The sequence below is a fragment of the Diaphorobacter sp. JS3050 genome, assembly GCF_013154915.1.
In the GTDB taxonomy this organism is placed as follows: Bacteria; Pseudomonadota; Gammaproteobacteria; order Burkholderiales; family Burkholderiaceae_C; genus Diaphorobacter; species Diaphorobacter nitroreducens.
Genome location: NZ_CP053553.1, coordinates 632,147 through 656,952 on the forward strand (window position 1 = coordinate 632,147; position 24,806 = coordinate 656,952).

The following is a 24,806-nucleotide window of genomic DNA, read 5'->3' on the forward strand; positions in this document are numbered from 1 at the left end:
CTGGTGTGGGCCGGCGGGCGGGAGTGCAGGACGGCGTTCAGTCGATGTGGATCTTGGCGGCCTTGATGAGGAATTCGTACTTGCCCAGTTCCGAGCGCACGAAGCTGCCGAAGCCGCCCAGCGTGAGTTCTTCGGGCGTCAGGCCCATCTTCTGGAACTGCGCCTTGCCGGCCGGCGAGTGCATGGCTTTCGAGAACGCCGTGGCGTACTTCTGTGCATCGGCGGCGGGCAGCGTGGCGGGGGCAAACAGCCCGAACCAGGTGGACACGTTGAAGCCGGGCACCTCGCTGTTGATGCTGGGCACGTGGGGCAGGGCGTCGTCGCTGCCCAGCGATGTCACGCCCAGCGCCTTGAGCTTGCCGCCCTGGATCAGCGGCAGTGACGACGCCAGGTTGTCGAACACGATGTCCACGCCGCCGTCCTGCAGCGCCTTGAGCGCCGGACCCGCGCCCTGGAAGGGCGCATGGGGCATGCGCGTGTTGGTGAGCGACTTGAACATCTCCCCGGCGATGTGGCCGATGCTGCCGTTGCCGCCCGAGCCGTACTTGAGCTGGTCCGGGTGGGCCTTCATGTACTTCACGAGGTCGGTGGTGGTGCTGATATCCAACGCCTTGGCCCGTTCGGCGCTCATCACCAGCACGTTCGGTGTGCGGGCGACGAGCACGATGGGCGTGAAATCCTTGACCGGGTTGTAGGGGAAATTCTTGTACAGCCATGGGTTCACGGCATGGGTGGCGACCGCACCCATCACCAGCAGGTTGCCGCTCTTGGGCGCCTTGGCCACCGTGTCTGCGCCCAGGTTGCCGCCGGCGCCCGGCTTGTTCTGCACCTGGATGGGCCCGAGCTGGGCCTGTGCCCCTTCGGCCAGGATGCGCGCGCTCTTGTCGAGCGGGCCTCCGGCCGCGTAGGGCACCACGATGGTCATGGGGGCGGATGCGTTCTGTGCCTGTACGGCGCAAGCCATGCACAGCGCAAGGGAACCCACCAATTGACGGCGACGCAACATTGAATTTCTCCCGAGTCTCTTTGAAAGGGCGCTCAGTATAGAAAGCCGTTGTTGCAGTGCGTCATTCCATGGCCGGGCCGCGCCCAGGGCTCACGCCTGGGTCTGCAGGACGCCGCGCCGGATCTGGTCACGCTCCAGCGATTCGAACAGCGCCTTGAAGTTGCCTTCGCCGAAACCCTCGCGGTAGTTGCCCTGGCGTTCGATGAACTCAAAGAACACCGGCCCCAGCATGGGCGTGGAGAAGATCTGCAGCAGCAGACGGGGTGTGCCGTCGGCCGTGGTGCCGTCCAGCAGGATGCCGCGCGCCTGCAGTTCCGCCACGTTCTGGCCGTGACTCGGCAGGCGGGTGTCCAGCATGTCGTAATAGATGTCGTTGGGGGCTGGGGCCAGGGGCACGCCCGCCAGCCCCAGCTTGTCCACCACCTCGACGAGCGAGTCGCAGATCAGCGCGATGTGCTGGATGCCCTCGCCGTTGAACTGCATCAGGAATTCCTCGATCTGCCCGCCGCCCTGCTTGGCCTCTTCGTTCAGCGGGATGCGGATCTTGCCGTCCGGCGCCGTCATGGCCTTCGACGTCAGGCCCGTGTACTCGCCCTGGATGTCGAAGTAGCGGATCTCGCGGAAGTTGAAGAGCTTTTCGTAGAAATTGGCCCAGAATCCCATGCGGCCCCGGTACACGTTGTGCGTGAGGTGGTCGATCTCGTTCAGGCCGTGCCCCACCGGGCGCCGGTCCACGCCGGGCAGGAAGTCGAAGTCGATGTCGTAGATGGACTTGCCGTCCTCGAAGCGGTCGATCAGGTACAGCGGCGCGCCGCCGATGCCCTTGATGGCCGGCAGGCGCAGTTCCATGGGACCGGTGGGGATCTCGATCGGCTGGGCGCCCAGCTCCAGCGCACGCCGGTAGGCCTGGTGCGAATCCTTCACGCGAAAGGCCAGCCCGCAGGCCGAGGGGCCGTGTTCGGCGCCAAAGTACGCGGCCTGGCTGGCCGGCTCGCGGTTCAGGATGAAGTTGATCTGGTTCTGCCGGTACAGCAGCACGTCCTTGGACCGGTGGCGCGCCACGAGCGTGAATCCCAGCTTCTCGAAGACCGCTTCCAGCAGCCCCGGGGTGGGCGAGGTGAACTCCACGAACTCGAAGCCCATCAGGCCCATGGGGTTCTCCCAGGCGTCGGCGTCGTGGGTGGCGCGAAGGGGCAGGGCGGCAGTCATCGTCAGTCTCCTTAGGGTGTGTCGCTTCACTGTAGGAGGGGCGGGGCTCATGTTTCTGGCGAATGCGCACGGGTTTGAGCGTGGATATGCAGGAATGTTGCGCAACGTCAATGCGATGTGCAGTCATTTCGCGTTAGGGAACACGCGGGTGCGTCTCGTGCGGCGCTTGCCTAGAATCCGCCGCCATGAGCGAACGCACCCCCGCCCTCGACAAGCTGGACCGTGCCATCCTGCGCCGCCTGCAGGACAACGGCCGCGAGACCTATGACGTGATCGGCGAACAGGTGGGCCTGTCGCCCAGCGCCGTGTTGCGCCGCGCCAAGCGGCTGGAGGAAGAGGGCGTGATCGACCGCTACGTGGCACTGGTACGCCCCGAGCGCGTGGGCCTGGGACTGACCGCCTACCTGAACGTGCGCCTGGAAAAGCACACCGAGAGCCACAAGCGCAACCCGATGGACCTGTTCCGCGCCAGCGTGCAGACCTGGCCCGAGGTGGTGGAGTGCGCGTCGCTCACCGGCGAGATGGACTACCTGCTGCGCGTGGTGGTGGCCGACATGGCGCACTACAGCCGCTTCATCATGGACACGCTGCTCAAGCACCCCAGCGTGCAGGACTGCAAGACCAGCTTCGTGCTGGACCGGGTCAAGGCCACTACCGCCCTGCCGGTGTAGATAAAAAAGGCACGGCAGTCGCGTGGCGGACAGAGGAAGTCCTGTATTGATAGCTGCTTGCGCTTACTGGGTAAGGGCTAGAGGCTATTTTTCCCTTGGATTTGATTTCCCCCACTTTTTTGTTGCATTGCAGCATATGCGCCCCAGATTCCTAGGGAAAACCCTAGAATCGGCCGCATCATGCTTTCAACCAAAGACTGGCTTCGCGCTTCCTGGAATGCAGGGCGACAAATGCTGCGCCCCACCGCCGAGGGACGCTTCCACCGAGGTTTTGCCATGAACACTGTGATGGTGCCCATCCGTTCGCTCGGCCCGCAGCACCGCGAGCGCATTGCCGCCCACCTGCTGCGCCTGGAGCCGCGCGACCGTTACCTGCGCTTTGGCTACGCCGCCAACGACGACCAGGCGCGCCGCTACGCCGAGTTGCTGGACTTCTCGCGCGACGAGGTGTTCGGCATCTTCAACCGCCGCCTGGAGTTGATCGCCATGGCCCATGTGGCGTTTGCGCCATCGGGCGAGTACGAAAGCTGCGCCGAGTTCGGCGTCTCGGTCTCGGCCACGGCGCGCGGGCGCGGCTACGGCGCGCGGCTGTTCGAGCGCGCGGTGATGCTGGCGCGCAACCGCGGCGTGAGCATGATGTTCATCCACGCGCTCACCGAGAACACGGCCATGCTCAAGATCGCGCGCAATGCCGGCGCCACGGTGCGCCGCGACGGATCCGAGTCCGAGGCGTACTTGCAGTTGCCGCCCGCGCGCTTCGACACGCGCGTGTCCGAGATCATGGCCGAGCATTTCGGCGAAGTGGACTACCAGCTCAAGAAGCAGGCGCGGCAGTTCTGGCGTTTCCTGGCCGACCTGCAGGAAATCCGCCAGGGCGTGCGCGACGGCCGCCACCAGGCCGCCGAGTAGGCAGGCGCGCCCCCGGCGTGCCCCGCGGGTGCGCGGGGCGATCCGCTATCCTTGGGGGCTGATCCACTCCCTGCACAACCTGCACCCGTCCCCGTGTCCGACCCCCACCCTGCGCGCGCCTCCGACAAGGAGGACAAGCGCACGTTCCTGCAGCGCCTCGTCGAGTTCATCAACCCCGGGCCGGACTCGACGGCCGAGCTCATCGCCACGCTGGCCGAGGCCGAGGACAACGACGTCATCAACGCCGATGCGCGGGTGATGCTGGAGCGCGTGCTGCGCATGGCCGAGATGACCGCGGGCGACGTGCTGGTGCCCGCGCCACGCATGGACATGCTGGACATCGACGCGCCGGTGGATGAGCTCATGCACCAGGTGCTGCACACCGCGCACTCGCGCTTTCCGGTGTACCAGGGCGAGCGCGACAACATCATCGGCATCCTGCTGGCCAAGGATCTGCTCAAGCTCTGGCGCTCGCCGGGGCTGAACGTGCGCACGCTGGTGCGCCCGGCGCTGTTCGTGCCCGAGAGCAAGGGCCTGCATGACCTGGGGCGGGAATTCCGCAACACGCGCAACCACATGGCCATCGCCATCGACGAGTTCGGCCGCATCGCCGGTCTGGTGACGTTCGAGGACGTGATCGAGCAGATCGTGGGCGAGATCGAGGACGAGTTCGATATCCCCGAGGACGAGGGCGACATCTTCGGCCTGGCCGACCGCACCTTCCGCGTGAGCGGCGACACGCCCGTGGAGCGCGTGGCCGAGGCCTTCGGCGTGGCGCTGCAGGGCAGCGACCCCGATGAGAGCTTTGACACCATCGGCGGCCTGATCGCGCACGAGCTGGGCCGCATGCCGCGCAAGGGAGAGTCCGTGGTGCTCGGCGGCCTGCAGTTTGTGGTGATGCACACCAAGGGCGGGTCGGTGCGCTGGTTCAAGGTCGCACCGGCGGCGGCCACGCCCGAGTCCGAACGCTGATGGCCGTCGCACCGCCCCTGGCCGCGCACGCACCGCGCCGCGGCCCGTTGCCCTGGGTGCTGGCACTGGTGGCCGGGCTGGCGCAGGCCGCATCGCTGGCCTGGCCCTGGGGCGGGCAGCCGCTGTGGTGGCTGCAGATCCTGTCGCTGGCCTTGTGGGCGCATGTGCTGCTGGGCGCCGGCGGTACACGCCGGGCCGGCCTGCTGGGCTGGGTGTTCGCCACGGCGTGGCTCGCGGGTACGTTCTGGTGGCTGTTCATCTCCATGCACACGTATGGGGGACTGGCCGCGCCGCTGGCCGTGCTGGCGGTGCTGGGGCTGGCGGCGTTCCTCGGCAGTTATTACGCAGCGGTTTCTGCATGTTTTTGGGCTCTAGCGCCCGTCCATAGAGCGCTGGCAGCTATCGTTTTTGCTGCGCTGTGGTTGTTGGCGGAATTGGCGCGCGGCCAATGGTGGACCGGCTTTCCGTGGGGCGCAGGCGGCTACGCGCATGTGCAGGGGCCCCTGGCCGCGCTGGCGCGCAGCGTGGGCGTGTACGGCATCGGTGCCGCGGCGGCGCTCTTGGCCATGTTGCTGGCGCAGGCGCGCCGCGCCGACCTGCGCAACGCACGTGCCTGGGCGCTCGTCCTCGCGCTCACGGCCGTGGGGGCAGGGGCCGCCTGGCAGCGCCACTGCGCCGTCGAGGGCTGCGGTGCGCCGCCGCCCGTGCATGCGCCGCTGTCGCTGGCGCTGCTGCAGGGCAACATCCCGCAGGACGAGAAGTTCCAGCCCGGCAGTGGCGTGCCGATGGCGCTGCAGTGGTATTACGACCAGATCCACGCGGCCAAGGCCAGCCTGGTGGTGGCGCCCGAGACGGCCATCCCCCTGCTGCCGCAGCAGCTGGTGCCCGGCTATTTGGAGGGCATGGCCGAGCGCTATGCCGCGGGCGGCCAGGCGCTGCTGCTGGGCATCCCGCTGGGCAGCCTGGAAGAGGGCTATACCAACTCGGTGCTGGGCTTTGCGCCAGAGCAGCCGCAGCCCTACCGCTACGACAAGCACCACCTGGTGCCGTTCGGCGAGTTCATCCCGCCGTTCTTCCGCTGGTTCACCGAGATGATGAACATCCCCCTGGGCGACTTCAACCGCGGCGCGGTGGGTCAGCCGTCGCTGGCGTGGGCCGGCGAGCGCATAGCGCCCAATATCTGCTACGAGGACTTGTTCGGCGAGGAAATCGGCGTGCGCTTTCTCGACCCGGCGAGCAGCCCGACCATCCTCGTGAACCTGAGCAACATCGGCTGGTTCGGCAACACCGTGGCGGTGGACCAGCACCTGGCCATCAGCCGTCTGCGCGCGCTGGAGTTCGAGCGTCCCATGGTGCGTGCCACCAACACCGGCGCCACGGCGGTGATCGACCACCGCGGGCAGGTCACGCACCGCATGCCGGCCTATCAGCGCGGCGTGCTGCGCGCCCAGGTGCAGGGGCGTGGTGGCGCCGCCACGCCGTACGCCCGGTGGGTGGCGCGCTGGGGGCTTTGGCCCCTGTGGGCGCTCGGGTTTGCAGTGGCGGGGCTGGCCTGGTGCCTGCGCGGGCGCACAGGGCGGGCGCGGGCTGGAAATTGATCCAGATCATCCCGGCGCGGTAGCCAGCGGGCTTTCCCGGGGCACGGTTACAGGCCAGAGCGCGCGCGAGCCTGGATAATAGAGGGCCTTCGCCGCCCGTGGCCGCGGGCCGCGCGCTGATTTTTTTGCATCAACGACAACCACCTACCGCGGCGGCACGGGCCGTCTGGAGCACGATTGACAATGGCTGATTCCTTCTCGTACGAACAACTCATCGCCTCGGGCGAGGGCCGGTTGTTCGGTCCGGACAGCGGGCGCCTGCCCCTGCCCCCCATGCTGATGTTCGATCGCATCACGCACATCGACACCGACGGCGGCGCGCATGGCCTGGGAAGGATCGTGGCCGAACTCGACGTCAAGCCCGACCTGTGGTTCTTCGCCTGCCATTTCCAGGGTGACCCGGTCATGCCCGGCTGCCTGGGGCTGGATGCCATGTGGCAGCTCATCGGCTTCTATCTCACCTGGCTGCGCCTGCCGGGCCGTGGCCGCGCGCTGGGCGCGGGCGAGGTCAAGTTCACCGGCGAGGTGGGCCCGGACGTAAAGCTCGTGACCTACGAAATCGACATCAAGCGCGTCATCAAGCGCAAACTCAACATGGCCATCGGCGATGCACGCCTGCTGGCCGACGGCAAGGAAATCTACGTGGCCAACGACCTGCGCGTGGGTCTGTTCCTGCGCGAAGGCGACGCACAGGGAAGCGCAGCATGACCAAGAAACGGGTGGTGATCACGGGCGCGGGCATCGTCTCGTGCATTGGCAACGATCTGCAGACCGTGGAGGAGGCGCTGCGCGCCAGCCGCTCCGGCATCAAGGCCGTGCCCCAGTTCACCGAGCTGGGCCTGCGCAGCCAGGTGGGGGGCGTGCCTGAGATCGACGTCGAGGCGCGCATCGACCGCAAGCAGCTGCGCTTCATGGGCGACGCCGCGGCCTATGCGCAGATTGCCCTGGAAGACGCCATCCAGCAGGCCGGCCTCACCCCCGAACAGGTCAGCCACCCGCGCACCGGCCTCATCATGGGCTCGGGCGGCGGCTCTCCCGCCAACCAGATCGAGGCGGCCGACACGCTGCGCGAAAAAGGCATCCGCCGCGTGGGACCCTACCAGGTCACGCGCTGCATGAGCTCCACCGTCTCGGCGTGCCTCGCGACCAACTTCAAGGTCAAGGGCATCAACTATTCCATTACCTCGGCCTGCTCCACCTCGGCGCACTGCATCGGCGCCGCTGCGCAGCAGATCGCCTGGGGCCTGCAGGACGTGATGTTCGCCGGCGGCGGCGAAGAGCTGTCCTGGGGCATGTCGCTGCTGTTCGACGGCATGGGCGCCATGTCCAGCAAGTACAACGCCACGCCCGAGAAGGCCTCGCGCGCCTATGACGCCAACCGCGACGGCTTCGTGATCGCCGGCGGCGGTGGTGCCGTGGTGCTGGAAAGCCTGGAGCATGCACTGGCACGCGGCGCCACCATCCTGGGTGAGGTCGTGGGCTTCGGCGCCACGAGCGACGGTGAGGACATGGTGGCCCCGTCGGGCGACGGCGCCATCGCCTGCATGCAGCAGGCCATGGAAGGACTGGGCGCGCCCATCGACTACATCAACACCCACGGCACCTCCACGCCTGTGGGCGACATGCAGGAAGTGCGTGCGATGCAGGCGGTGTTCGGCGATGCCGTGCCGCCGTTCTCCAGCACCAAGTCGCTCACCGGCCATTCGCTGGGCGCCACCGGCGTGCAGGAAGCGATCTACTGCCTGATCATGCTGAACAAGGGCTTCATCGCCGGTTCGGCCAACGTGGAGACGCCCGACCCGCTGCTGGGCTCCATGCCGCTGGTGACCCACACGCGCGACGCGCAGTTGACCCACGTGCTGTCCAACAGCTTCGGCTTTGGCGGCACCAACGCCAGCCTGGTGCTGCGCCGCTGGCAGGGCCAGTGACGGCCTCGGGCCAGGTGCGACGGGGGCTGCGGCCCCCGTTTTGCTTGGACGCCTAAAATTGCCGGTTCGCGCGTGCGAGCGCGCCCGCTCTCTCAGACACACAGCCATGCTGACATTCCAACAAATCATCCTCAAACTGCAGTCCTATTGGGCCGACCAGGGTTGCGCACTCTTGCAGCCCTATGACATGGAAGTGGGCGCCGGTACGTCGCATACAGCTACGTTTTTGAGAGCTCTGGGCCCGGAGCCCTGGAAGGCCGCCTACGTGCAGCCCAGCCGCCGCCCCAAGGACGGCCGCTATGGCGAGAACCCCAACCGCCTGCAGCACTACTACCAGTACCAGGTGGTGCTCAAGCCCGCGCCCGACAACATTCTGGAGCTGTACCTGGGCTCGCTCGAAGCCTTGGGCTTTGACCTCAAGAAGAACGACATCCGCTTCGTTGAGGACGACTGGGAGAACCCCACGCTGGGCGCCTGGGGCCTGGGCTGGGAGGTGTGGCTCAACGGCATGGAGGTGACGCAGTTCACCTATTTCCAGCAGGTCGGCGGCATCGACTGCAAGCCCGCCACGGGCGAGATCACTTACGGCCTGGAGCGCCTGGCCATGTACCTGCAGGGCGTGGACAACGTCTACAACCTGACCTGGACCGAGGGCCCGAATGGCGCGAAATTGACCTATGGCGACGTGTACCACCAGAACGAGGTGGAGCAGTCCACCTACAACTTCGAGCATTCCGACGCCGAGTTCCTCTTCACCGCCTTCGGCGCCCATGAAAAGCAGGCCAACCACCTGATGGGCGAGCAGCTCGCGCTGCCGGCCTACGAGCAGGTGCTCAAGGCGGCGCACACGTTCAACCTGCTGGATGCGCGCGGGGCGATCTCCGTGACCGAGCGCGCCGCCTACATCGGCCGCATCCGCAACCTGGCGCGCGCCGTGGCCAAGGCCTACCTGGACAGCCGTGCGCGCCTGGGCTTCCCCATGGCGCCCAAGGCGCATGCCGACGAGGTGCTGGCCGAGCTGGCCAAGGCCGCGGAACAACAGAACAAGAAGGCCGCCTGAGCGCACGCGCCGCGCAGCGAGAAACACACCATGAATCACCAGAATCTTCTTGTCGAACTGTTTGTCGAAGAACTGCCCCCGAAGGCGTTGCAAAAGCTCGGCGATGCCTTCGCGGGCGTGCTGCTGGAGCAACTGCAGGCGCAGGGCCTGACCTCGGCACATTCGCAGCTCACCGCCTTTGCCTCGCCGCGCCGGCTGGCGGCGCACATCACCGAAGTGCTGCCCGCCGCGGCCGACAAGGCGGTGTCGCAAAAGCTCATGCCCGTGGCCGTGGGTCTGGATGCGAGCGGCCAGCCCACGCCGGCGCTGCTCAAGAAGCTGACCGCGCTGGGCGCCGACGCCGCCAGCGTGCCGCAGCTCAAGCGCGTGCACGATGGCAAGGCCGAGGTGCTGTTCTTCGAAAGCATGGCCAAGGGCGCGCTGCTGGCCGACGGCCTGCAGAAGGCGCTGGACGAGGCCATTGCCAAGCTGCCGATCCCGAAGGTGATGCGCTACCAGCTGCAGGACGGTTGGACCAGCGTGCATTTCGTGCGCCCGGCCCACGGCCTGGTGGCGCTCCACGGCACGCAGGTGCTCGTCGGCGTGCAGGCCCTGGGCCTGACGGCCGGCAACACCACGCACGGCCACCGCTTCGAGGCCTCCGTGGACCCGGTCGTGATCCAGAGCGCCGACAGCTACGCCGAGCAACTGCGCAGCGAAGGCGCGGTGATTGCTAGCTTTGCCGAGCGCCGCGCCGAGATCGCGCGCCAGCTGCAGGCGGCCGCCGACCGTGTAGGCGGTGGCGTGCGGCCGATCGAAGACGCCGCCCTGCTGGACGAAGTAACGGCGCTGGTCGAGCGCCCGAACGTGCTGGTCTGCGAATTCGAGAAGGAGTTCCTCGCCGTGCCGCAGGAGTGCCTGATCCTCACCATGAAGGCCAACCAGAAGTACTTCCCGCTGCTGGATGCCGAGGGCAAGCTCACCCACCAGTTCCTGGTGGTGAGCAACATCAGCCCGCAGGACGCCAGCGCCGTCATCCAGGGCAACGAGCGCGTGGTGCGCCCGCGCCTGGCGGACGCCAAGTTCTTCTTCGACCAGGACCGCAAGAAGACCCTGGTCAGCCGCGTGGAGCAACTGGCCAAGGTGGTCTACCACAACAAGCTGGGCACGCAGGGTGAACGCGTGGAGCGGGTGCGCCATATCGCCAAGGCCATCGCCACGCAGCTGTTCACGGCGCTTGCGCAAGGCAACGCGGCGCTGGACTCCCAGGAAGGCGAGATCGCCCAGGACTATCTGCTGACCTGCGTGGACAACGCCGCGCTGCTGGCCAAGACCGACCTGGTCACCGACATGGTGGGCGAGTTCCCCGAGCTGCAGGGCATCATGGGCGGCTACTACGCGGTGAGCGACGGCCTGCCCGACGAGGTGGCGCACGCCATCGAGGACCATTACAAGCCCCGCTTTGCCGGCGACGCGCTGCCGCGCGAGAACGTGGGCGTGGTCGTCGCGCTGGCCGACAAGCTGGAGACGCTGGTGGGCATGTTCGGCATCGGCAACCTGCCCACGGGCGACCGCGACCCGTTTGCGCTGCGTCGCCATGCGCTGGGCGTGATCCGCATGCTGGTCGAGAAAGAGTTGCCGCTGGACCTGCAGGCACTTTTAGAGGATGCCTACAGCGTGATGAACAGGTCGTTGACAGAGGTTGGGTTGAAGGAAGATGCCAAGCTGATCGCGAAGACCTCTGGGCAACTGCAGACGGCAGTGGTGACCACGCATCGGGAGCTCGCTGCGGAGACACCTGATCTGCTAGCCGACTTCATCTACGACCGCCTGGCTGGCTCCCTGCGCGAGCAGGGATACAGCGCCCAGGAGGTGGACGCCGTCATCGCCCTGCGCCCGCAGCGCCTGGCCCTGGTGCCCCGCCAGTTGGAGGCCGTGCGTGCTTTCACCCAACTGGAAGAAGCGCCCGCGCTGGCCGCTGCCAACAAGCGCGTGACCAACATCCTGAAGAAGGCCGGCGAGGTGGATCCGCACGTGAATGAGGAACTGCTGCAGGAGCCCGCCGAGAAGGACCTGTACGCCGCGCTGCAGCGCTTCGTGCCCGAGGCCAACGCCCAGTTCGACAGCGGCGACTACACCGCCAGCCTGCAAACCCTGGCCGTGCTGCGCGCGCCCGTGGACGCGTTCTTCGACGACGTGATGGTCAATGCCGAGGAACTGGCGTTGCGCCTGAACCGCCAGGGCCTGCTCAAGAAGCTGCACATGGCGATGAACCGCGTGGCCGACCTCTCGCGCCTGGCGGTGTGACCGTGCGCGGCTGTGGGGCCTGGACCGTTACGCCGGTGACGGCGGACGCGGACGGCGCGGCAGCGTTGCTTTGATAATCGCGCCATGAAACTCGCCATCCTGGACCGAGACGGAACGCTCAACGCGCTGGGCGATGGCTTCATCGCTTCGCCCGACGAATGGGTGCCGGTGCCTGGCGCGCTGGAGGCCGTGGCGCGGCTGAACCACGCGGGCTGGCATGTGGTGGTGGCCACCAACCAGCCGGGCCTGGGCCGCGGCCTCTTCGATGCGCAGACCCTGGTGGCCATCCATGCGAAGATGCACCGGCAGCTGGCCACGCTGGGTGGGCGCATCGACGCGGTGTTCTACTGCCCTCACACCGAGAGCGAGCAATGCCACTGCCGCAAGCCCGCTCCGGGCCTGATGGAGCAGATCCGCGATCGCTACGGCGCGGAGGGGCAGGAAATTCTGGTGGCGGGCAGCAGTGCGGCCCACCTGCAGGCGGCGAGCGAGCTGGGCGCGCAACTGCACATGGTCTGCACCGGTCGCTCGGCCCACCTGGACCCGCGCCAGAGCCTGCCGCCCGGCTGGCCCGCCGGCACGCGCGCCCATGCCAGCCTGGGCGCGCTGGCGGATTTCATCGCCCCGCAGAACGGCGCCAGCCTGCCCGTGGCCCTGTGATGCGAAGACTATTGAATTGATAGCTGCTGGCGCTTACTGCATAGGCGCTAGAGGCCAAAAACACTGAAAACTGCTTCATGGCACTGATCCGCTCCATTCTTCATCTGCTGGTGATGGTCGTCACCGTAGTCCCCTACACCCTGGGCATCCTGCTGGTGCGTGTGCTGGGCGGCAGCCCGGCGGCGCGCTACCGCGTGGCGCGCGCCTGGCTGAAGCTGTGCATCGATTCGGCGCGCTGGCTGCTGGGCATCCGCACGCAGATCACCGGCATGGAGCACCTGCCCCAGGGCGAGCAGCAGGGCGCGGTGCTGCTGGTCAAGCACCAGTCCACCTACGAGACCTTCCTGATGCCGGCCATCATGCCGCACCCCCTCGCCTATGTGTTCAAGAAGGAACTGCTCTCGGTGCCGTTCTTCGGCTGGTCCATCGGCAGCCTGGACATGATCCACATCGACCGCGGCCAGCGCGCCCGCGCCTTCGCCAAGGTGCTGCAGCAAGGCCGCCGCCTGTTGGCCAAGGGCACCTGGGTCATCATGTTCCCCGAGGGCACGCGCACGGAACGCGGCGCCAAGGGCGACTACAAGAGCGGCGGCACGCGCCTGGCCATCGACGCCGGCGTGCCCGTGGTGCCGATCGCCGTGACCTCGGCCACGGTCTGGCCGCGCAAGGCCTTCATCAAGCGCCCGGGGGTGGTGCACGTGTCCGTCGGCCGGCCCATCCCCACCGAGGGGCGCAAGCCTGACGAGCTGATGCGCGAGGTGGAGGCGTGGATCGAGGGCGAGATGCGCCGCCTGGACCCCGACGCCTACCCCCCCACCGCCGGCTGACATGCAGCGGCTGGTGCAGCTGGCGCTGGACTTCCTGGGCGGCGGGAGCAGCCCGGATTCCGAGGTGCCACAGCCGAAACGGGCGATGGCGCCGGTCCAACAAGCGCCAGAAGCTCCTTTATTAGTAGCGCCAGCGCCGCCGCTGGGCGATCTGCTCACGCCCGCCGTGTTCCGCCACCCGGCGGCCAGCCGCGAGGTGCTGCTGGGCGACGCGGTGGTGGCCTATGCGCTGCAGCGTGCGCGCCGGCGTTCCATCGGCTTCACCGTGGGGCCCGACGGCCTGTCCGTGCGCGCGCCCTCCTGGGTCACGCTGGCGGGCGTGGATGCCGCGTTGCGCGACAAGGCGCCATGGATCCTGCGCAAGCTTGGCGAGCAGCAGGCGCGCCGCCAGCAGGAAGAGCGCGCGCGCATCGTCTGGGGCGACGGCGCCGTGCTGCCCTACCTGGGCGAGCCGCTCACCGTGGTGCTGGACCCTACGCACGGCTTCGCCGCGCGCGGTGGAGCGCTCGAGGAGCAGGGCGGCGCAACCGGTCGCGCGCTGCGCATCGCCCTGGCGCGCAGCGCCGCGCCCGCCCAGGTGCGCGACGCGGTGCAGGCCTGGCTGATGCGCGATGCGCGCCGCTGTTTCACCGAGCGGCTGCACCACTTCGCGCCGCTGCTGGATGTGCGCTGGACGCGGCTGCGCCTGTCCAGCGCCAACACCCGCTGGGGCAGCGCGCGGGCCGACGGCTCCATCCGGCTGAACTGGCGGCTCATGCACTACCGCCCGGCCATCATCGACTACGTGGTCGCGCACGAGCTGTCGCACCTGCGCGTGATGGACCACAGCCCGCGCTTCTGGGATACCGTGGCCACCGTGGTGCCCGACTACGCCGCGCTGCGCCGCAGCCTGCGCGAGCAGCCCGCGCCGCCCTGGGACTGATGGGCGCGCGGCGGCCATGGTCTGCCAGAATGGCCGCCATGAACACGCCCACGCCCGACCTCCACGCTTCTGAGCAACCCCTGCCCGCCGAGGGCTACGCCGGCGACGTGAGCCCGCCGCTGGCGTGGCAATGGGTGCGCGCCGGCCAGGCGGTGCTGGTGGACGTGCGCACCGATGCCGAGCGCGACTGGGTGGGCTTCGTGCCCGGCGCCGTGGCCGCGGCCTGGAAGCAATGGCCCGGCATGCAGCCCAATGCCGATTTCGACGCGCAGTTGCGCGCGGCAGTGCCGCCCGGCGGCACGGCGGTGCTGTTGTGCCGCAGCGGCGTGCGCTCGGTGGCCGCGGCGCGGCGCGCGACCGAGCTGGGCATCACGGCCTACAACATCCTGGAAGGCTTCGAGGGCGAGCCGGACGAGAACGGCCAGCGCAACCGGCGCAGCGGCTGGCGCTTTCGCGGCCTGCCGTGGCGGCAGGGCTGAGCGGGTTGCTGGAGTTTTTTGCTCTCAAAAAAATAGCTGCCAGCGCTTGATGTGCAAGCGCTGGCAGCCGTTTTGGCTTGAGATTGCCGGAGTTTACTTGGCCAGCGGCGGAATGCGCAGCTTCTGGCCGGGGTAGATCTTGTCGGGGTGGGTCAGCATGGGCTTGTTGGCCTCGAAGATCACCGGGTACTTGTTGGCGTCGCCATAGAACTTCTTGGCGATGGCGCTCAGCGTGTCGCCGCGCACCACGTCGTGGTACTGCGCTTCGGGCTCGGGGTTGGTCACGCTCATCTGGTTGTCCACGCTGGTCACGCTGGCCACGTTGCCGCAGCACAGGGTGACCTTTTCCTTGGCCGCCTGCGTAGGTGCGGTGCCCTTCACCGTCACCTTGCCCTCGGGGCCTTCGAACTGGACCTGCACGTCGCTCACGCCCAGGTTCTGCGACGCGATGTAGGCCTCGATGGCCTTGCCGGCCTTGTCGTTGAGCTCGGCCTGCGTGGGCGCGGCGGCTGTGGAAGCCTGCGCGTCCTTGCCGCCAAACAGCTTCTCGCCGGCTTCCTTGATGAAACTGAAAAGACCCATGGCTTTCTCTCCTTCTTGGGGGTTGCAGAAACGGTCGGGACCACTATAGCCGTCCTGTCCGGCACCGCCATGTCGGAAAAACGCCCGCGCCGGCGGCAGCGCGTGCATTTGCGGCGCTCTGCGGGAGGCAAAGGCAAAAAACGGATAATCCGCGCCATGACTTTCCTGGCCATCGACGTGGGCAACACCCGTCTCAAGTGGGCGTTGTTCGACGCAGCGCAGCCCGGTGCCGGCCTGCTGGCCCATGGCGCTGAATTCCTGGACCATATCGAACGCCTGGCCGAGGGCCCGTGGTCCCACCTGCCCGCGCCCCGGCATATGCTGGGCTGCGTGGTGGCGGGCGACGCGGTCAAGCGCCGCGTGGCCGAGCAGATGGAGCTGTGGGACGTGCCCGCGCGCTGGGTGGTGCCGTCCGCGCAGGAAGCCGGCGTCATCAACGGCTACGACCATCCCACCCGCCTGGGCGCGGATCGCTGGGTGGCCATGATCGGTGCGCGCCACCGCCTGCTGGCCCAGGGGCCCGCGCGGCCGCTGATCGTGGTGATGGTGGGCACCGCCGTGACGGTGGAGGCCCTGGACGCGGAGGGGCGCTTCCTGGGCGGCCTGATCCTGCCCGGCCACGGCATCATGCTGCGCGCGCTGGAGTCCGGCACCGCGGGGCTGCACGTGCCCACGGGCGAGGTGCGCCTTTTCCCATCCAACACCAGCGATGCGCTGACCAGCGGCGGCACCTATGCCATTGCCGGCGCGGTGGAGCGCATGTACCAGCACCTGCGGCAGCACTGCGGGCAGGAACCCGCCTGCATGATGACCGGCGGTGCGGGCTGGAAGATGGCGCCAAGCATGACGCGCCCGTTCGAGTTGGTGGAAAACCTGATCTTTGACGGCCTGCTGGAGATCGCGGCGCGCCGGTTTGCCGAGCTGCCGGCCTGACACGGCCCGCCAGCGCGGGTGTTAACCGGCCTGGTCGTAGGCCCCGACCAGCCGCGCCAGGTGCGCACGCTGGGTGGGCTCCAGGTAGGGCATGAGCAGCCCCAGCACATGCCGCGCGCCGTGCAGCAGCGCAGCCTGCGCGCTCTCGGGTTCCAGCGCCTGGCGCGGAGCGCGCACATACTCGAAGCTGAGCCAGTAGGTCAGCACCACCACCATGCTGGTCGCGGTAGGCTGCATGGCGTCCGCCGGTTCCATCTGCAAGGCGCCACGGCGCCGCAATGCCTGCAGCAGATCGTGCATGGCGGCGGTCTTGGCTTGTAGCAGCACGGGGAACTGCTCTTCCAGCCGGCGGTTGCACGACAGCAGGTTGTTCAGGTCGCGGTAGAAGAAGCGGTACTGCCAGATCAACTCGAACAGCGTGTGCATGAAGAACCACGCGTCCTCCACGTCCTGCACGTCCGCACCCGCGTGCAGCAGGCCGCTCAGCGCCTCGTCGTAGCGCGCGAAGAGCGCGTTGACGATCTCGTCCTTGGCAGGGTAGTGGTAATAGAGGTTGCCTGCGCTGATGTGCAGGTCCGCGGCGATGGCCGTGGTGGAGACGTTGGGCTCGCCAAAGCGGTTGAACAGCGCCAGGCTGGACTCCAGGATGCGCTCGGCGGTGCGGCGGGGAGCTTTCTTCGCCATGGGCTGTCTCCTCCCATCGGGGGCGTTGTCGTGCTCCGGAAATCTACTCCAGTCGCCCGCGGGTGCACAGCCGGGTTGATGCGGAGGGTCGTTCAACCCTCGTGGGTGGATGGGCGCGACGGCGGCGGCGCGGTTGTCACGCCATCGCGGTCGGCTTGGCGCTCCTGCAACGCTTGCAATTCCTGCGTGAGGGCGTCGATGCGCTCGTGCAGGGCCTGCACTTCCTGCGCGGTGGGTACGCCGAGGCGCTGCAGGGCTTTGGACACGCGCTCCTCGAAGATGCCCTCCAGCCGGTCCCACTGGCCGGCGGCGCGCTCGCCCAGTCCCGAGGCCATCTGCCCCATGCGCTGCGCGGCCTCGCCCCAATGCTCCTGGGCGGTGTCCTGGGTTTTGTGCTGCAGTGCCATGCCCTCGCGCACCAGGGCCTCAAAGACCTTGCCGCCCTCGGCCTGGGCCTTGGCAAAGGCGCCCAGGCCAGCCAGCCAGATTTGCTGTGCGGACTCCCGGGCCATGCGTGGGAATTCGCGCGCGGGGTCAGTGTCGTCGTCGGGAGGAACGTGGGGCATAGGAGACTCCTTGTGCATTGGCCTGAATGGTGATTGTGGGCGCCCTCCAGCGTGCGCATGTAGGTGCAGCGCCCTAAATCCCGTCACGGGAGTTTGTTACAGGCATGTGCATGCCGATGGGATAATCCAAGGCTTTGTCCCCGCAGGCAGTCCGGTCTGCAGACGGTTCTGGCGAAGGATTTCCACCCATGATTCTGGTAACAGGCGGCGCAGGCTTCATTGGCGCCAACTTTGTGCTCGACTGGCTGGCTGTCGGTGACGAGCCGGTGGTGAACCTGGACAAGCTTACCTACGCGGGCAACCTGCACAACCTGGACAGCCTGCAGGGCGATGCCCGCCACGTGTTCGTGCAGGGCGACATCGGTGACCGCACGCTGCTGGACCGTCTGCTGGCCGAGCACCAGCCACGCGCCGTGATCAACTTCGCCGCCGAATCCCACGTAGACCGCTCCATCCACGGCCCCGAGGACTTCATCCAGACCAACGTCGTCGGCACCTTCAGGCTTTTGGAGGCCGTAAGGCACTACTGGCAAGCGCTGCCAGCTACACAAAAAGAAGCATTCCGCTTCCTGCACGTGAGCACCGACGAGGTCTATGGCAGTCTGGCGCCGGCTGCTGCGGCCTTCACCGAAGAGCACAACTACGAGCCCAACAGCCCGTACTCCGCCAGCAAGGCGGCCAGTGACCACCTGGTACGGGCCTGGCACCACACCTACGGCCTGCCGGTACTCACCACCAACTGCAGCAACAACTACGGCCCGCTGCACTTTCCGGAAAAGCTCATCCCGCTGATGATCGTCAACGCCCTGGCAGGCAAGAGCCTGCCCGTGTATGGCGACGGCATGCAGATCCGGGACTGGCTGTACGTCAAGGACCATTGCAGCGCCATCCGGCGCGTGCTGCAGGCGGGCAGGCTGGGCGAGACCTACAACGTAGGCGGCTGGAACGAAAAGCCCAACATCGACATCGTCAACACCGTGTGCGCCCTGCTGGACGAGTTGCGCCCGCGCAGCGACGGCCAGAGCTACACGACGCAGATCACCTACGTGACCGACCGCCCTGGCCACGACCGGCGCTACGCCATCGACGCACGCAAGATCGAACGCGAACTCGCGTGGCGCCCGGCCGAGACCTTCGAGACCGGCATCCGCAAGACCGTGCAGTGGTATCTGGATCACCCGGAATGGGTGGCGCAGGTGCAGTCCGGTGCCTATCGCGAATGGGTACAAAAACAGTACGCTGCCGCATGAACATCCTGCTCCTGGGAAAGAGCGGCCAGGTCGGCTGGGAGCTGCAGCGCAGCCTGTCGGTGCTGGGCCGCGTCACCGCGCTGGGCCATGACGAGGCCGACTTCACCCAGCCCCAGGCCGTGGCACAGACCGTGCGCGCCCTGCGCCCCGACGTGATCGTCAACGCCGCCGCCCACACCGCCGTGGACAAGGCCGAGAGCGAACCCGAGCGCGCGCGCCTGCTCAACGCCGCCACCCCCGGCGTGCTGGCCGAGGAGGCCGCGCGCCTGGGCGCCTTGCTCGTCCACTACAGCACCGACTACGTGTTCGACGGCAGCGGCGACACGCCCTGGGTGGAAACCGACGCGCCCGCGCCGCTGTCCGTCTATGGCGCCACCAAGCTCGAGGGCGAGCGGCTCATCCAGCAATCGGGCTGCCGGCATCTCATCCTGCGCACCAGCTGGGTCTATGCCGCGCGCGGCGGCAACTTCGCCAAAACCATGCTGCGCCTCGCGCAGGAGCGTGAACGCCTGACCGTCATCGACGACCAATGGGGCGCCCCCACCGGCGCCGACCTGCTGGCCGACGTGACCGCCCACGCCATCCGCCAGCTGCAACGCCGCCCCGAGGACGGTGGCCTGTACCACTGCGTGGCGGCGGGCGAGACCACCTGGCATGCGTATGCCAAATACGTGCTGGAGCACGCCGCGCAAGTCCAGGCAGCTATCGAAATCAAAGCGAAAGAGATCGCGCCCGTGCCCACCAGCGCCTTCCCCACGCCGGCCGCGCGCCCCCACAATTCGCGCCTGGACACCGCCCGGCTGCGCGACACCTTCGGCCTCACCCTGCCGTCCTGGCAGCAGGGCGTGGCGCGCATGCTGACCGAAATCTTGTGAAACGCCCCATGACGACACGCAAAGGCATCATCCTCGCCGGCGGCTCCGGCACCCGTCTGCACCCGGCCACGCTGGCCATCAGCAAGCAACTGCTGCCGGTGTACGACAAGCCCATGATCTACTACCCGCTCAGCACGCTGATGCTGGCGGGCATCCGCGACATCCTCATCATCAGCACGCCGCAGGACACCCCGCGGTTCGAGCAACTGCTGGGTGACGGCAGCCAATGGGGCCTCAACCTGCAATATGCCGTGCAGCCCAGCCCCGACGGCCTGGCCCAGGCCTTCCTGATCGGCGAGCGGTTCCTGAATGGCGCGCCCAGCGCCCTGGTGCTGGGCGACAACATTTTTTACGGCCACGACTTCCATGAGCTGCTGGCCAATGCCAACGCCCGCACCGAGGGCGCCAGCGTCTTTGCCTACCACGTGCACGACCCCGAGCGCTACGGCGTGGCCGAGTTCGACGCCCAGGGCAGGGTGCTGTCGCTCGAAGAAAAGCCGCAGGCCCCCAAGTCCAACTACGCCGTCACCGGCCTGTACTTCTACGACGCGCAGGTGGTGGAGCTGGCCAAGGGCCTCCAGCCCTCGCCGCGCGGCGAGCTGGAGATCACCGACCTGAACCGGCTGTACCTCGAACAAGGCCTGTTGCAGGTGGAAATCATGGGCCGCGGCTATGCCTGGCTGGACACCGGCACGCATGAAAGCCTGCTCGAGGCGGGTCAGTTCATCGCCACGCTTGAGAATCGGCAAGGATTGAAAATCGCCTGCCCCGAGGAAATCGCGTGGCGCCATCGGTGGGTCGATGCCGCGCAACTGGAGCGCTTGGCACAGCCATTGACCAAGAATGGTTATGGGAAGTATCTGATGCGCATTTTGAACGAAAAAATCTATTGAGCTCCCTATGCAAGCTACCCGCCTCGCCATTCCTGATGTCGTGCTGATCGAGCCTAAAGTGTTCGGCGACGCACGCGGATTTTTTTTCGAGAGCTTCAACCAGCGCGCCTTCAACGAGGTCACGGGTACCAACCATCATTTTGTGCAAGACAATCACAGCCGCAGCACGAAAGGGGTGCTGCGTGGCCTGCATTATCAAATTCAACAACCCCAAGGCAAGCTGGTGCGCGTGGTGCAGGGGGCGGTGTTCGACGTTGCCGTGGACATTCGAAAATCTTCTGCGACATTCGGCCAATGGGTCGGTGTCGAGTTGAGTGCCGAGAACCACCGCCAGCTCTGGGTGCCGCCCGGTTTTGCCCACGGTTTCGTGGTGCTCAGTGATACGGCCGACTTCTTGTACAAAACCACCGATTACTATGCGCCCCAGTACGAGCGCTGCATCGCGTGGAACGATCCAACATTGGCCATCGCTTGGCCTGATCTGGGAATGCGTCCCACATTGTCCGCAAAGGACGGTGCGGGCAAACTGCTGCAGCAGGCAGAGTTGCCCGCGTGAATCGGGCGGCGGTCTGTATCGCCGGCGGTTCGGCCGGTGGCAGGGTTGACGAAGGTCTTTACGTCAGGTTCTCTCGACGATAAGAACGCCAATGGCCTGCATGTCGAAAATCATAGCGGTTGTGGTGGCCTATCGCCCCAACCTGGAAAAACTGCATGAGCAGTTTGCCGCGTTGTTGCCACAAGTGCATTCCATCGTAGTGGTGGACAACAGTCCCGGAGCGGAGGTTCTGGATTGGGCTGGAAAGTGGCCTGCGTGCCAGGTGCATTGCATCGCCCTGGGACAGAACATGGGCATTGCCCATGCACAGAATCGCGGTATCGAATGGGCAAGGTCCATGGGAGGCAGCCACGTGCTGCTCATGGATCATGACAGTATTCCAGCGCAGAATATGGTTGCCCAGTTGCTCCGCGCGCTCGAGGCATGGCCGCATGCGGGTGCCGTAGGTCCCCATTACACCGATGCGCGCAGAGGCAAAAACAAAAGCCCGTTCGTCCGTACCGTCGGCCTGAGAAGGATCTGGCTGAACTGCTTCGATGGTGGCGAGGCGGTGGAGGTCGATCATCTCATCGCTTCGGGTTGTCTCATTCCCATGGGCGTGTTGGACCATGTGGGCGCCATGCGTGAGGATTTTTTCATCGACTTTGTCGATGTCGAATGGTGCTTGCGTGCACGCCATGCCGGTTACCGCATGTACGGTGTCTGCGCGGCGCATCTGGAACATCAGCTGGGCGACAAGCCCGTGCGTTTTTTGGGGCGTGAGTACCTCAGCCACTCACCCCTGCGGCATTACTTCCATGCGCGAAACGCCATGCTGCTTTATCGCGAGCCATGGGTGCCATTGAATTGGAAATTGGTGTCTGCCTGGCGGTTGCTGCTCAAGATGGGTTTTCATGTGCTGGTCACCGCACCCAGGCTGCGGCACCTGGAGAAAATAACCCGTGGCCTGCTGCATGGCCTCATGGGGCGTGCCGGCGGTATTGCGGAGCGCTGAGGCTGAGGGTGTTTCGAATCATTCCATTGAAAATTATCTAAGTTAATGACAGCCATCAGTCCCGAAGATGCGGATTCAGTTGCCCTGGTGACGGTGATCCTGCCTGCCTACAACCACGCCAAGTATGTGGTTGAAGCGATGGACAGTGTCCGCGCCCAAACCTTCACCCGCTGGGAACTCATCGTGATCGACGATGGTTCCACCGACGATACCTGGGCTGTCTTGCAGGCCTACGCGGCACAACACGGTGATCCCCGCATTCGCCTGTTGACCCAGGCCAATGCCGGCTCGCACGCCACCCTGAACCGGGGCCTGGCAATGGCCCGGACCCCTTATCTCGCGATCCTGAATTCGGATGATCGCTACGCGCCCGAGCGCCTGCAGCGTTTGGTGGATACCGCGCAGGCGGCTGCCGATGAGGTTTTCATCGTCACAGGCTTGCGCCTGATCGATGGCGACGGCAACTTTTTCCCCGAGTCGTACTGGTGGAATGCCATGTACGGTGACATCTTGCAGCGCTGGCGGGCCGCGCAGTCCAGTGGCGTGAATCCCGCGCTTCAGACGCTGCTGTGGGGCAACTTCACGGTTTCCACGTCCAATTTTTTCATGTCCCGCACGCTTTGGCAGCGGCTGGGGCCTTTCAAGCGTCTGCGTTACGTGCCGGACTGGGACTACGCGCTGCGGGTCGCCATGGAGCAGCCACGGGCGTTCCAATTCCTGCATGACCAGGCCCTGCTGGAATATCGCCTGCATGGGCGCAACACCATCCTGGGCGGTGCGCTGCGCAACCACGCAGAGGCTTACCACGTGCTGCGCACCTACCAGAAAAAATGGGCCGCGGCGGGGCAGGCGCTACCGGAACATGCGCTTGATCGACTGCATTACCTGGCGCGCTTCATTCGCCACGAGCATGCGCGCCAGCAGTTGGAGCGCCAAAAGCTGGGCTGGCTGGAGCAAGTCATTCGCCACGAGCATGCGCGCCAGCAGTTGGAGCGCCAAAAGCTGGGCTGGCTGGAGCAAGTCGATGCGCTGCGGCTGGAGTTGGATTCGGCCCGTACCGCAGCGGCGCAATGGCAAGCCACGGCGCAAGGCATGCAAGCCTCGCGCTCATGGAGGCTGACGGTGCCCCTGCGCAAGCTGGCCCAGGTTCTGCGTGCCTGCAGGACCGGGCCCCGCGCAGTGGTCCGGAAACTGGCGGCTCGGTGGCGCCGCGCCCAGTCTGGCGGCGTCAAGACGGCCTATGGGCAATGGCTGAAGGCGGAAGCCTCGCAGCTGCAGGGGCTGCATGCGCGGGCCGGCATGCTGATCAACGAGCTGCCGCGCCGGCCGCTGATTTCCATCGTCATGCCGGTGCATGACACCCCCCCTCATTTTTTGCAGGCGGCCGTCGATTCCGTGCAAGGCCAGTGGTACGGGCATTGGGAGCTTTGCATCTGCGACGACGCCTCCAGCCGGGCGGACACGCGGCAGCGGCTGCAAACGCTGCAAGATCAAAGCGACAAAATCAAAGTGACGCGCCGCGAGACGGCGGGCCACATCGTCCACGCCACGAACGATGCCCTCGCGCTGGCCCAGGGCGAGTTTGTCGTGTTCCTCGATCACGATGACGTCCTCGCGCCGCAGGCCCTGCTGCGGCTGGCGCAGGCCATCAATGCGCCGTCGGCTCCAGACTTCATCTACTCCGACGAGGACAAGCTCGATGAGCAGGGCAGGCGCTGCCTGCCGCTTTTCAAACCCCAGTGGTCCCCCACGTTGCAATGGGCGCAAAACTATGTGGGGCACATCATGTGCGTGCGCCGGGCGTGGCTGGAGCGACTGGGAGGGCTTCTGGAGGGAAGCCAGGGCAGCCAAGACCACGACCTCGTCTTGCGGTTGGCCGCGCAGGGCGCCAAGATCGAGCACATTCCCGAAGTGCTCTACCACTGGCGCATCCATGCCGCCTCCACCTCCGCCAGTCCGCAGTCCAAGCCTTACGCACATCTGGCGGGCAGGCAAGCCGTGGCACGCCACTTAGCCAGCCGATATGGGGAGCAGTTTGACCGGGTCGATGACGGCGACCACGCCTTTGTGTACCAACCGAGGTTCCGCGTGCCGGCGGGCACCGTGGCCAGCATCATCATCCCCACGCGTGACAAGGCCGATCTGCTGGACGCCTGTATCCAAAGTATCCATCGCCACACCACCGGGATCGCATACGAGATCCTGGTGCTCGACAATGGCTCCACCGAACCAGAAACCCAGGCCTGTTTCCAGCGCCTGACCCAGGACGCACGCGTACGCGTCATTGCCGCCGACATTCCCTTCAACTGGTCCCGACTCAACAACATTGGCCGCAGCCACGCGCGCGGGCAAGTGCTGGTCTTCCTGAACAACGACACCGAAATCATCACCCCCGATTGGCTGGTGCGCCTGGTCGAATATGCGCTCTTGCCCGACGTGGCCACCGTCGGTGCCCTGCTCCTGTACCCCGATCGCACCATTCAGCATGCTGGCGTGGTGGTGGGCATGGGGGGCTGGGCCGACCATGTCTTCAAGGGCGAACCGGTTCAGCATTACCCGACGCCCTTCGTGTCCAGTGTCGTGCCGCGCAATGTCCTGGCCAATACCGGCGCCTGTGTGGCCGTGGCGACCGCGCGTTTCGATGCCCTGGGCGGGTTCGATGAAGCCTTTGAAATCTGCGGCAGCGATGTCGAATTGGGCATCCGCGCGCACAAGCAAGGCCTGCTCAACGTCTACCTGCCGGCGGCAAGGCTCCTGCATCTCGAGAGCAAAACCCGCAGCCCCCATGTGCCGGAAGTCGATTTCCAGCAGTCCGCGCTCAAATACGCGCCATACCGCCTGGAGGGCGATCCTTTCTACAACCCCAACCTGGACCTGTCGGCCAGCACTCCGCGGCCAAGGGTCCCCGGTGGGCATGTGCCCGGGGCGCAGTAAGCGGGCGCAGCA

At 66.6% G+C, this 24,806-nt stretch carries 24 protein-coding genes; 19 read left to right on the top strand and 5 right to left on the bottom strand.

Going from position 1 to position 24,806, the window contains the following annotated elements; translation table 11 throughout:
• Positions 1-37 precede the first annotated feature (37 nt).
• Both HND92_RS03035 and hppD read right to left on the bottom strand, forming a co-directional pair.
• Positions 38-1,006: a tripartite tricarboxylate transporter substrate binding protein gene (locus HND92_RS03035; protein ID WP_172205772.1), complete on the bottom strand. Its 969-nt coding sequence runs from the start codon at positions 1,004-1,006 to the stop codon at positions 38-40.
• 90 nt (positions 1,007-1,096) lie between these two features.
• Positions 1,097-2,215, bottom strand: a complete 1,119-nt coding sequence (hppD, locus tag HND92_RS03040; protein ID WP_011803979.1) for a 4-hydroxyphenylpyruvate dioxygenase — start codon at positions 2,213-2,215, stop codon at positions 1,097-1,099.
• Between the two features lie 185 nt (positions 2,216-2,400).
• Here hppD and HND92_RS03045 point away from each other — a divergent pair, with 185 nt between their 5' ends.
• The 12 genes from HND92_RS03045 (at position 2,401) to HND92_RS03100 (ending at position 14,527) form a co-directional block, all read left to right on the top strand.
• Positions 2,401-2,886 (top strand): Lrp/AsnC family transcriptional regulator, encoded by a 486-nt coding sequence (locus HND92_RS03045; protein ID WP_011803980.1) that lies wholly within the window; start codon positions 2,401-2,403, stop codon positions 2,884-2,886.
• Positions 2,887-3,066: 180 nt separating this feature from the next.
• Positions 3,067-3,795 (top strand): GNAT family N-acetyltransferase, encoded by a 729-nt coding sequence (locus HND92_RS03050; protein ID WP_172205774.1) that lies wholly within the window; start codon positions 3,067-3,069, stop codon positions 3,793-3,795.
• Positions 3,796-3,888: 93 nt separating this feature from the next.
• Positions 3,889-4,767: an HlyC/CorC family transporter gene (locus HND92_RS03055; RefSeq protein ID WP_041835866.1), complete on the top strand. Its 879-nt coding sequence runs from the start codon at positions 3,889-3,891 to the stop codon at positions 4,765-4,767.
• Positions 4,767-6,365 (top strand): apolipoprotein N-acyltransferase, encoded by a 1,599-nt coding sequence (gene lnt / locus HND92_RS03060; protein WP_011803983.1) that lies wholly within the window; start codon positions 4,767-4,769, stop codon positions 6,363-6,365. Before HND92_RS03055 ends, lnt begins: the two co-directional genes overlap by 1 nt.
• A gap of 183 nt (positions 6,366-6,548) precedes the next feature.
• On the top strand, positions 6,549-7,073 hold the full coding sequence (gene fabA / locus HND92_RS03065; RefSeq protein WP_172205776.1) for a 3-hydroxyacyl-[acyl-carrier-protein] dehydratase FabA: 525 nt from the start codon (positions 6,549-6,551) through the stop codon (positions 7,071-7,073).
• Positions 7,070-8,293, top strand: coding sequence for a beta-ketoacyl-ACP synthase I (fabB, locus tag HND92_RS03070; RefSeq protein ID WP_172205778.1), 1,224 nt, complete (start codon positions 7,070-7,072; stop codon positions 8,291-8,293). Before fabA ends, fabB begins: the two co-directional genes overlap by 4 nt.
• A gap of 106 nt (positions 8,294-8,399) precedes the next feature.
• Positions 8,400-9,353, top strand: a complete 954-nt coding sequence (glyQ, locus tag HND92_RS03075) for a glycine--tRNA ligase subunit alpha (RefSeq protein ID WP_011803986.1) — start codon at positions 8,400-8,402, stop codon at positions 9,351-9,353.
• 30 nt (positions 9,354-9,383) lie between these two features.
• A complete protein-coding gene (gene glyS, locus HND92_RS03080) occupies positions 9,384-11,639 on the top strand; it encodes a glycine--tRNA ligase subunit beta (RefSeq protein ID WP_172205780.1) in 2,256 nt (751 codons plus the stop codon).
• Between the two features lie 84 nt (positions 11,640-11,723).
• Positions 11,724-12,299: a D-glycero-beta-D-manno-heptose 1,7-bisphosphate 7-phosphatase gene (gene gmhB, locus HND92_RS03085; protein ID WP_012655568.1), complete on the top strand. Its 576-nt coding sequence runs from the start codon at positions 11,724-11,726 to the stop codon at positions 12,297-12,299.
• A 77-nt stretch (positions 12,300-12,376) separates the two neighbouring features.
• A complete protein-coding gene (locus tag HND92_RS03090; protein ID WP_012655569.1) occupies positions 12,377-13,126 on the top strand; it encodes a 1-acyl-sn-glycerol-3-phosphate acyltransferase in 750 nt (249 codons plus the stop codon).
• Between the two features lies 1 nt (position 13,127).
• Entirely contained in the window at positions 13,128-14,048 is a 921-nt protein-coding gene (locus tag HND92_RS03095) for a M48 family metallopeptidase (protein WP_172205782.1), read from the top strand.
• 29 nt (positions 14,049-14,077) lie between these two features.
• Complete coding sequence (locus HND92_RS03100) at positions 14,078-14,527, top strand: rhodanese-like domain-containing protein (protein ID WP_370567729.1); 450 nt, start codon at positions 14,078-14,080, stop codon at positions 14,525-14,527.
• Positions 14,528-14,620: 93 nt separating this feature from the next.
• On the opposite strand, the gene lysM is transcribed toward HND92_RS03100, so the two are convergent.
• Entirely contained in the window at positions 14,621-15,109 is a 489-nt protein-coding gene (lysM, locus tag HND92_RS03105) for a peptidoglycan-binding protein LysM (protein ID WP_172205784.1), read from the bottom strand.
• A gap of 156 nt (positions 15,110-15,265) precedes the next feature.
• Here lysM and HND92_RS03110 point away from each other — a divergent pair, with 156 nt between their 5' ends.
• On the top strand, positions 15,266-16,042 hold the full coding sequence (locus HND92_RS03110; RefSeq protein ID WP_011803993.1) for a type III pantothenate kinase: 777 nt from the start codon (positions 15,266-15,268) through the stop codon (positions 16,040-16,042).
• 21 nt (positions 16,043-16,063) lie between these two features.
• Here the strand turns inward: HND92_RS03110 and HND92_RS03115 are convergent, their stop codons facing one another.
• Both HND92_RS03115 and HND92_RS03120 read right to left on the bottom strand, forming a co-directional pair.
• Entirely contained in the window at positions 16,064-16,726 is a 663-nt protein-coding gene (locus HND92_RS03115; RefSeq protein ID WP_047350084.1) for a TetR/AcrR family transcriptional regulator, read from the bottom strand.
• 92 nt (positions 16,727-16,818) lie between these two features.
• Positions 16,819-17,292, bottom strand: a complete 474-nt coding sequence (locus tag HND92_RS03120) for a phasin family protein (RefSeq protein ID WP_172205786.1) — start codon at positions 17,290-17,292, stop codon at positions 16,819-16,821.
• A gap of 188 nt (positions 17,293-17,480) precedes the next feature.
• Between HND92_RS03120 and rfbB the strand changes: the two genes are divergently transcribed.
• The 6 genes from rfbB to HND92_RS03150 all read left to right on the top strand — a co-directional run bounded on the left by rfbB (position 17,481) and on the right by HND92_RS03150 (position 24,794).
• Positions 17,481-18,542, top strand: a complete 1,062-nt coding sequence (gene rfbB, locus HND92_RS03125) for a dTDP-glucose 4,6-dehydratase (protein WP_172205788.1) — start codon at positions 17,481-17,483, stop codon at positions 18,540-18,542.
• Positions 18,539-19,417 (top strand): dTDP-4-dehydrorhamnose reductase, encoded by an 879-nt coding sequence (gene rfbD, locus HND92_RS03130; RefSeq protein WP_172205790.1) that lies wholly within the window; start codon positions 18,539-18,541, stop codon positions 19,415-19,417. Before rfbB ends, rfbD begins: the two co-directional genes overlap by 4 nt.
• Before the next feature lie 8 nt (positions 19,418-19,425).
• Positions 19,426-20,310 carry a glucose-1-phosphate thymidylyltransferase RfbA gene (gene rfbA, locus HND92_RS03135; RefSeq protein WP_011803998.1) on the top strand — a complete coding sequence of 295 codons (885 nt, stop codon included), beginning with the start codon at positions 19,426-19,428 and terminating at the stop codon, positions 20,308-20,310.
• A 7-nt stretch (positions 20,311-20,317) separates the two neighbouring features.
• The gene (rfbC, locus tag HND92_RS03140) at positions 20,318-20,866 is read left to right on the top strand and encodes a dTDP-4-dehydrorhamnose 3,5-epimerase (RefSeq protein ID WP_011803999.1); all 549 of its coding nucleotides are present in this window, start codon (positions 20,318-20,320) and stop codon (positions 20,864-20,866) included.
• Between the two features lie 100 nt (positions 20,867-20,966).
• A complete protein-coding gene (locus HND92_RS03145; protein ID WP_231403457.1) occupies positions 20,967-21,860 on the top strand; it encodes a glycosyltransferase family 2 protein in 894 nt (297 codons plus the stop codon).
• A 45-nt stretch (positions 21,861-21,905) separates the two neighbouring features.
• Complete coding sequence (locus tag HND92_RS03150) at positions 21,906-24,794, top strand: glycosyltransferase (protein ID WP_172205792.1); 2,889 nt, start codon at positions 21,906-21,908, stop codon at positions 24,792-24,794.
• The last annotated feature ends 12 nt before the right edge of the window (positions 24,795-24,806 follow it).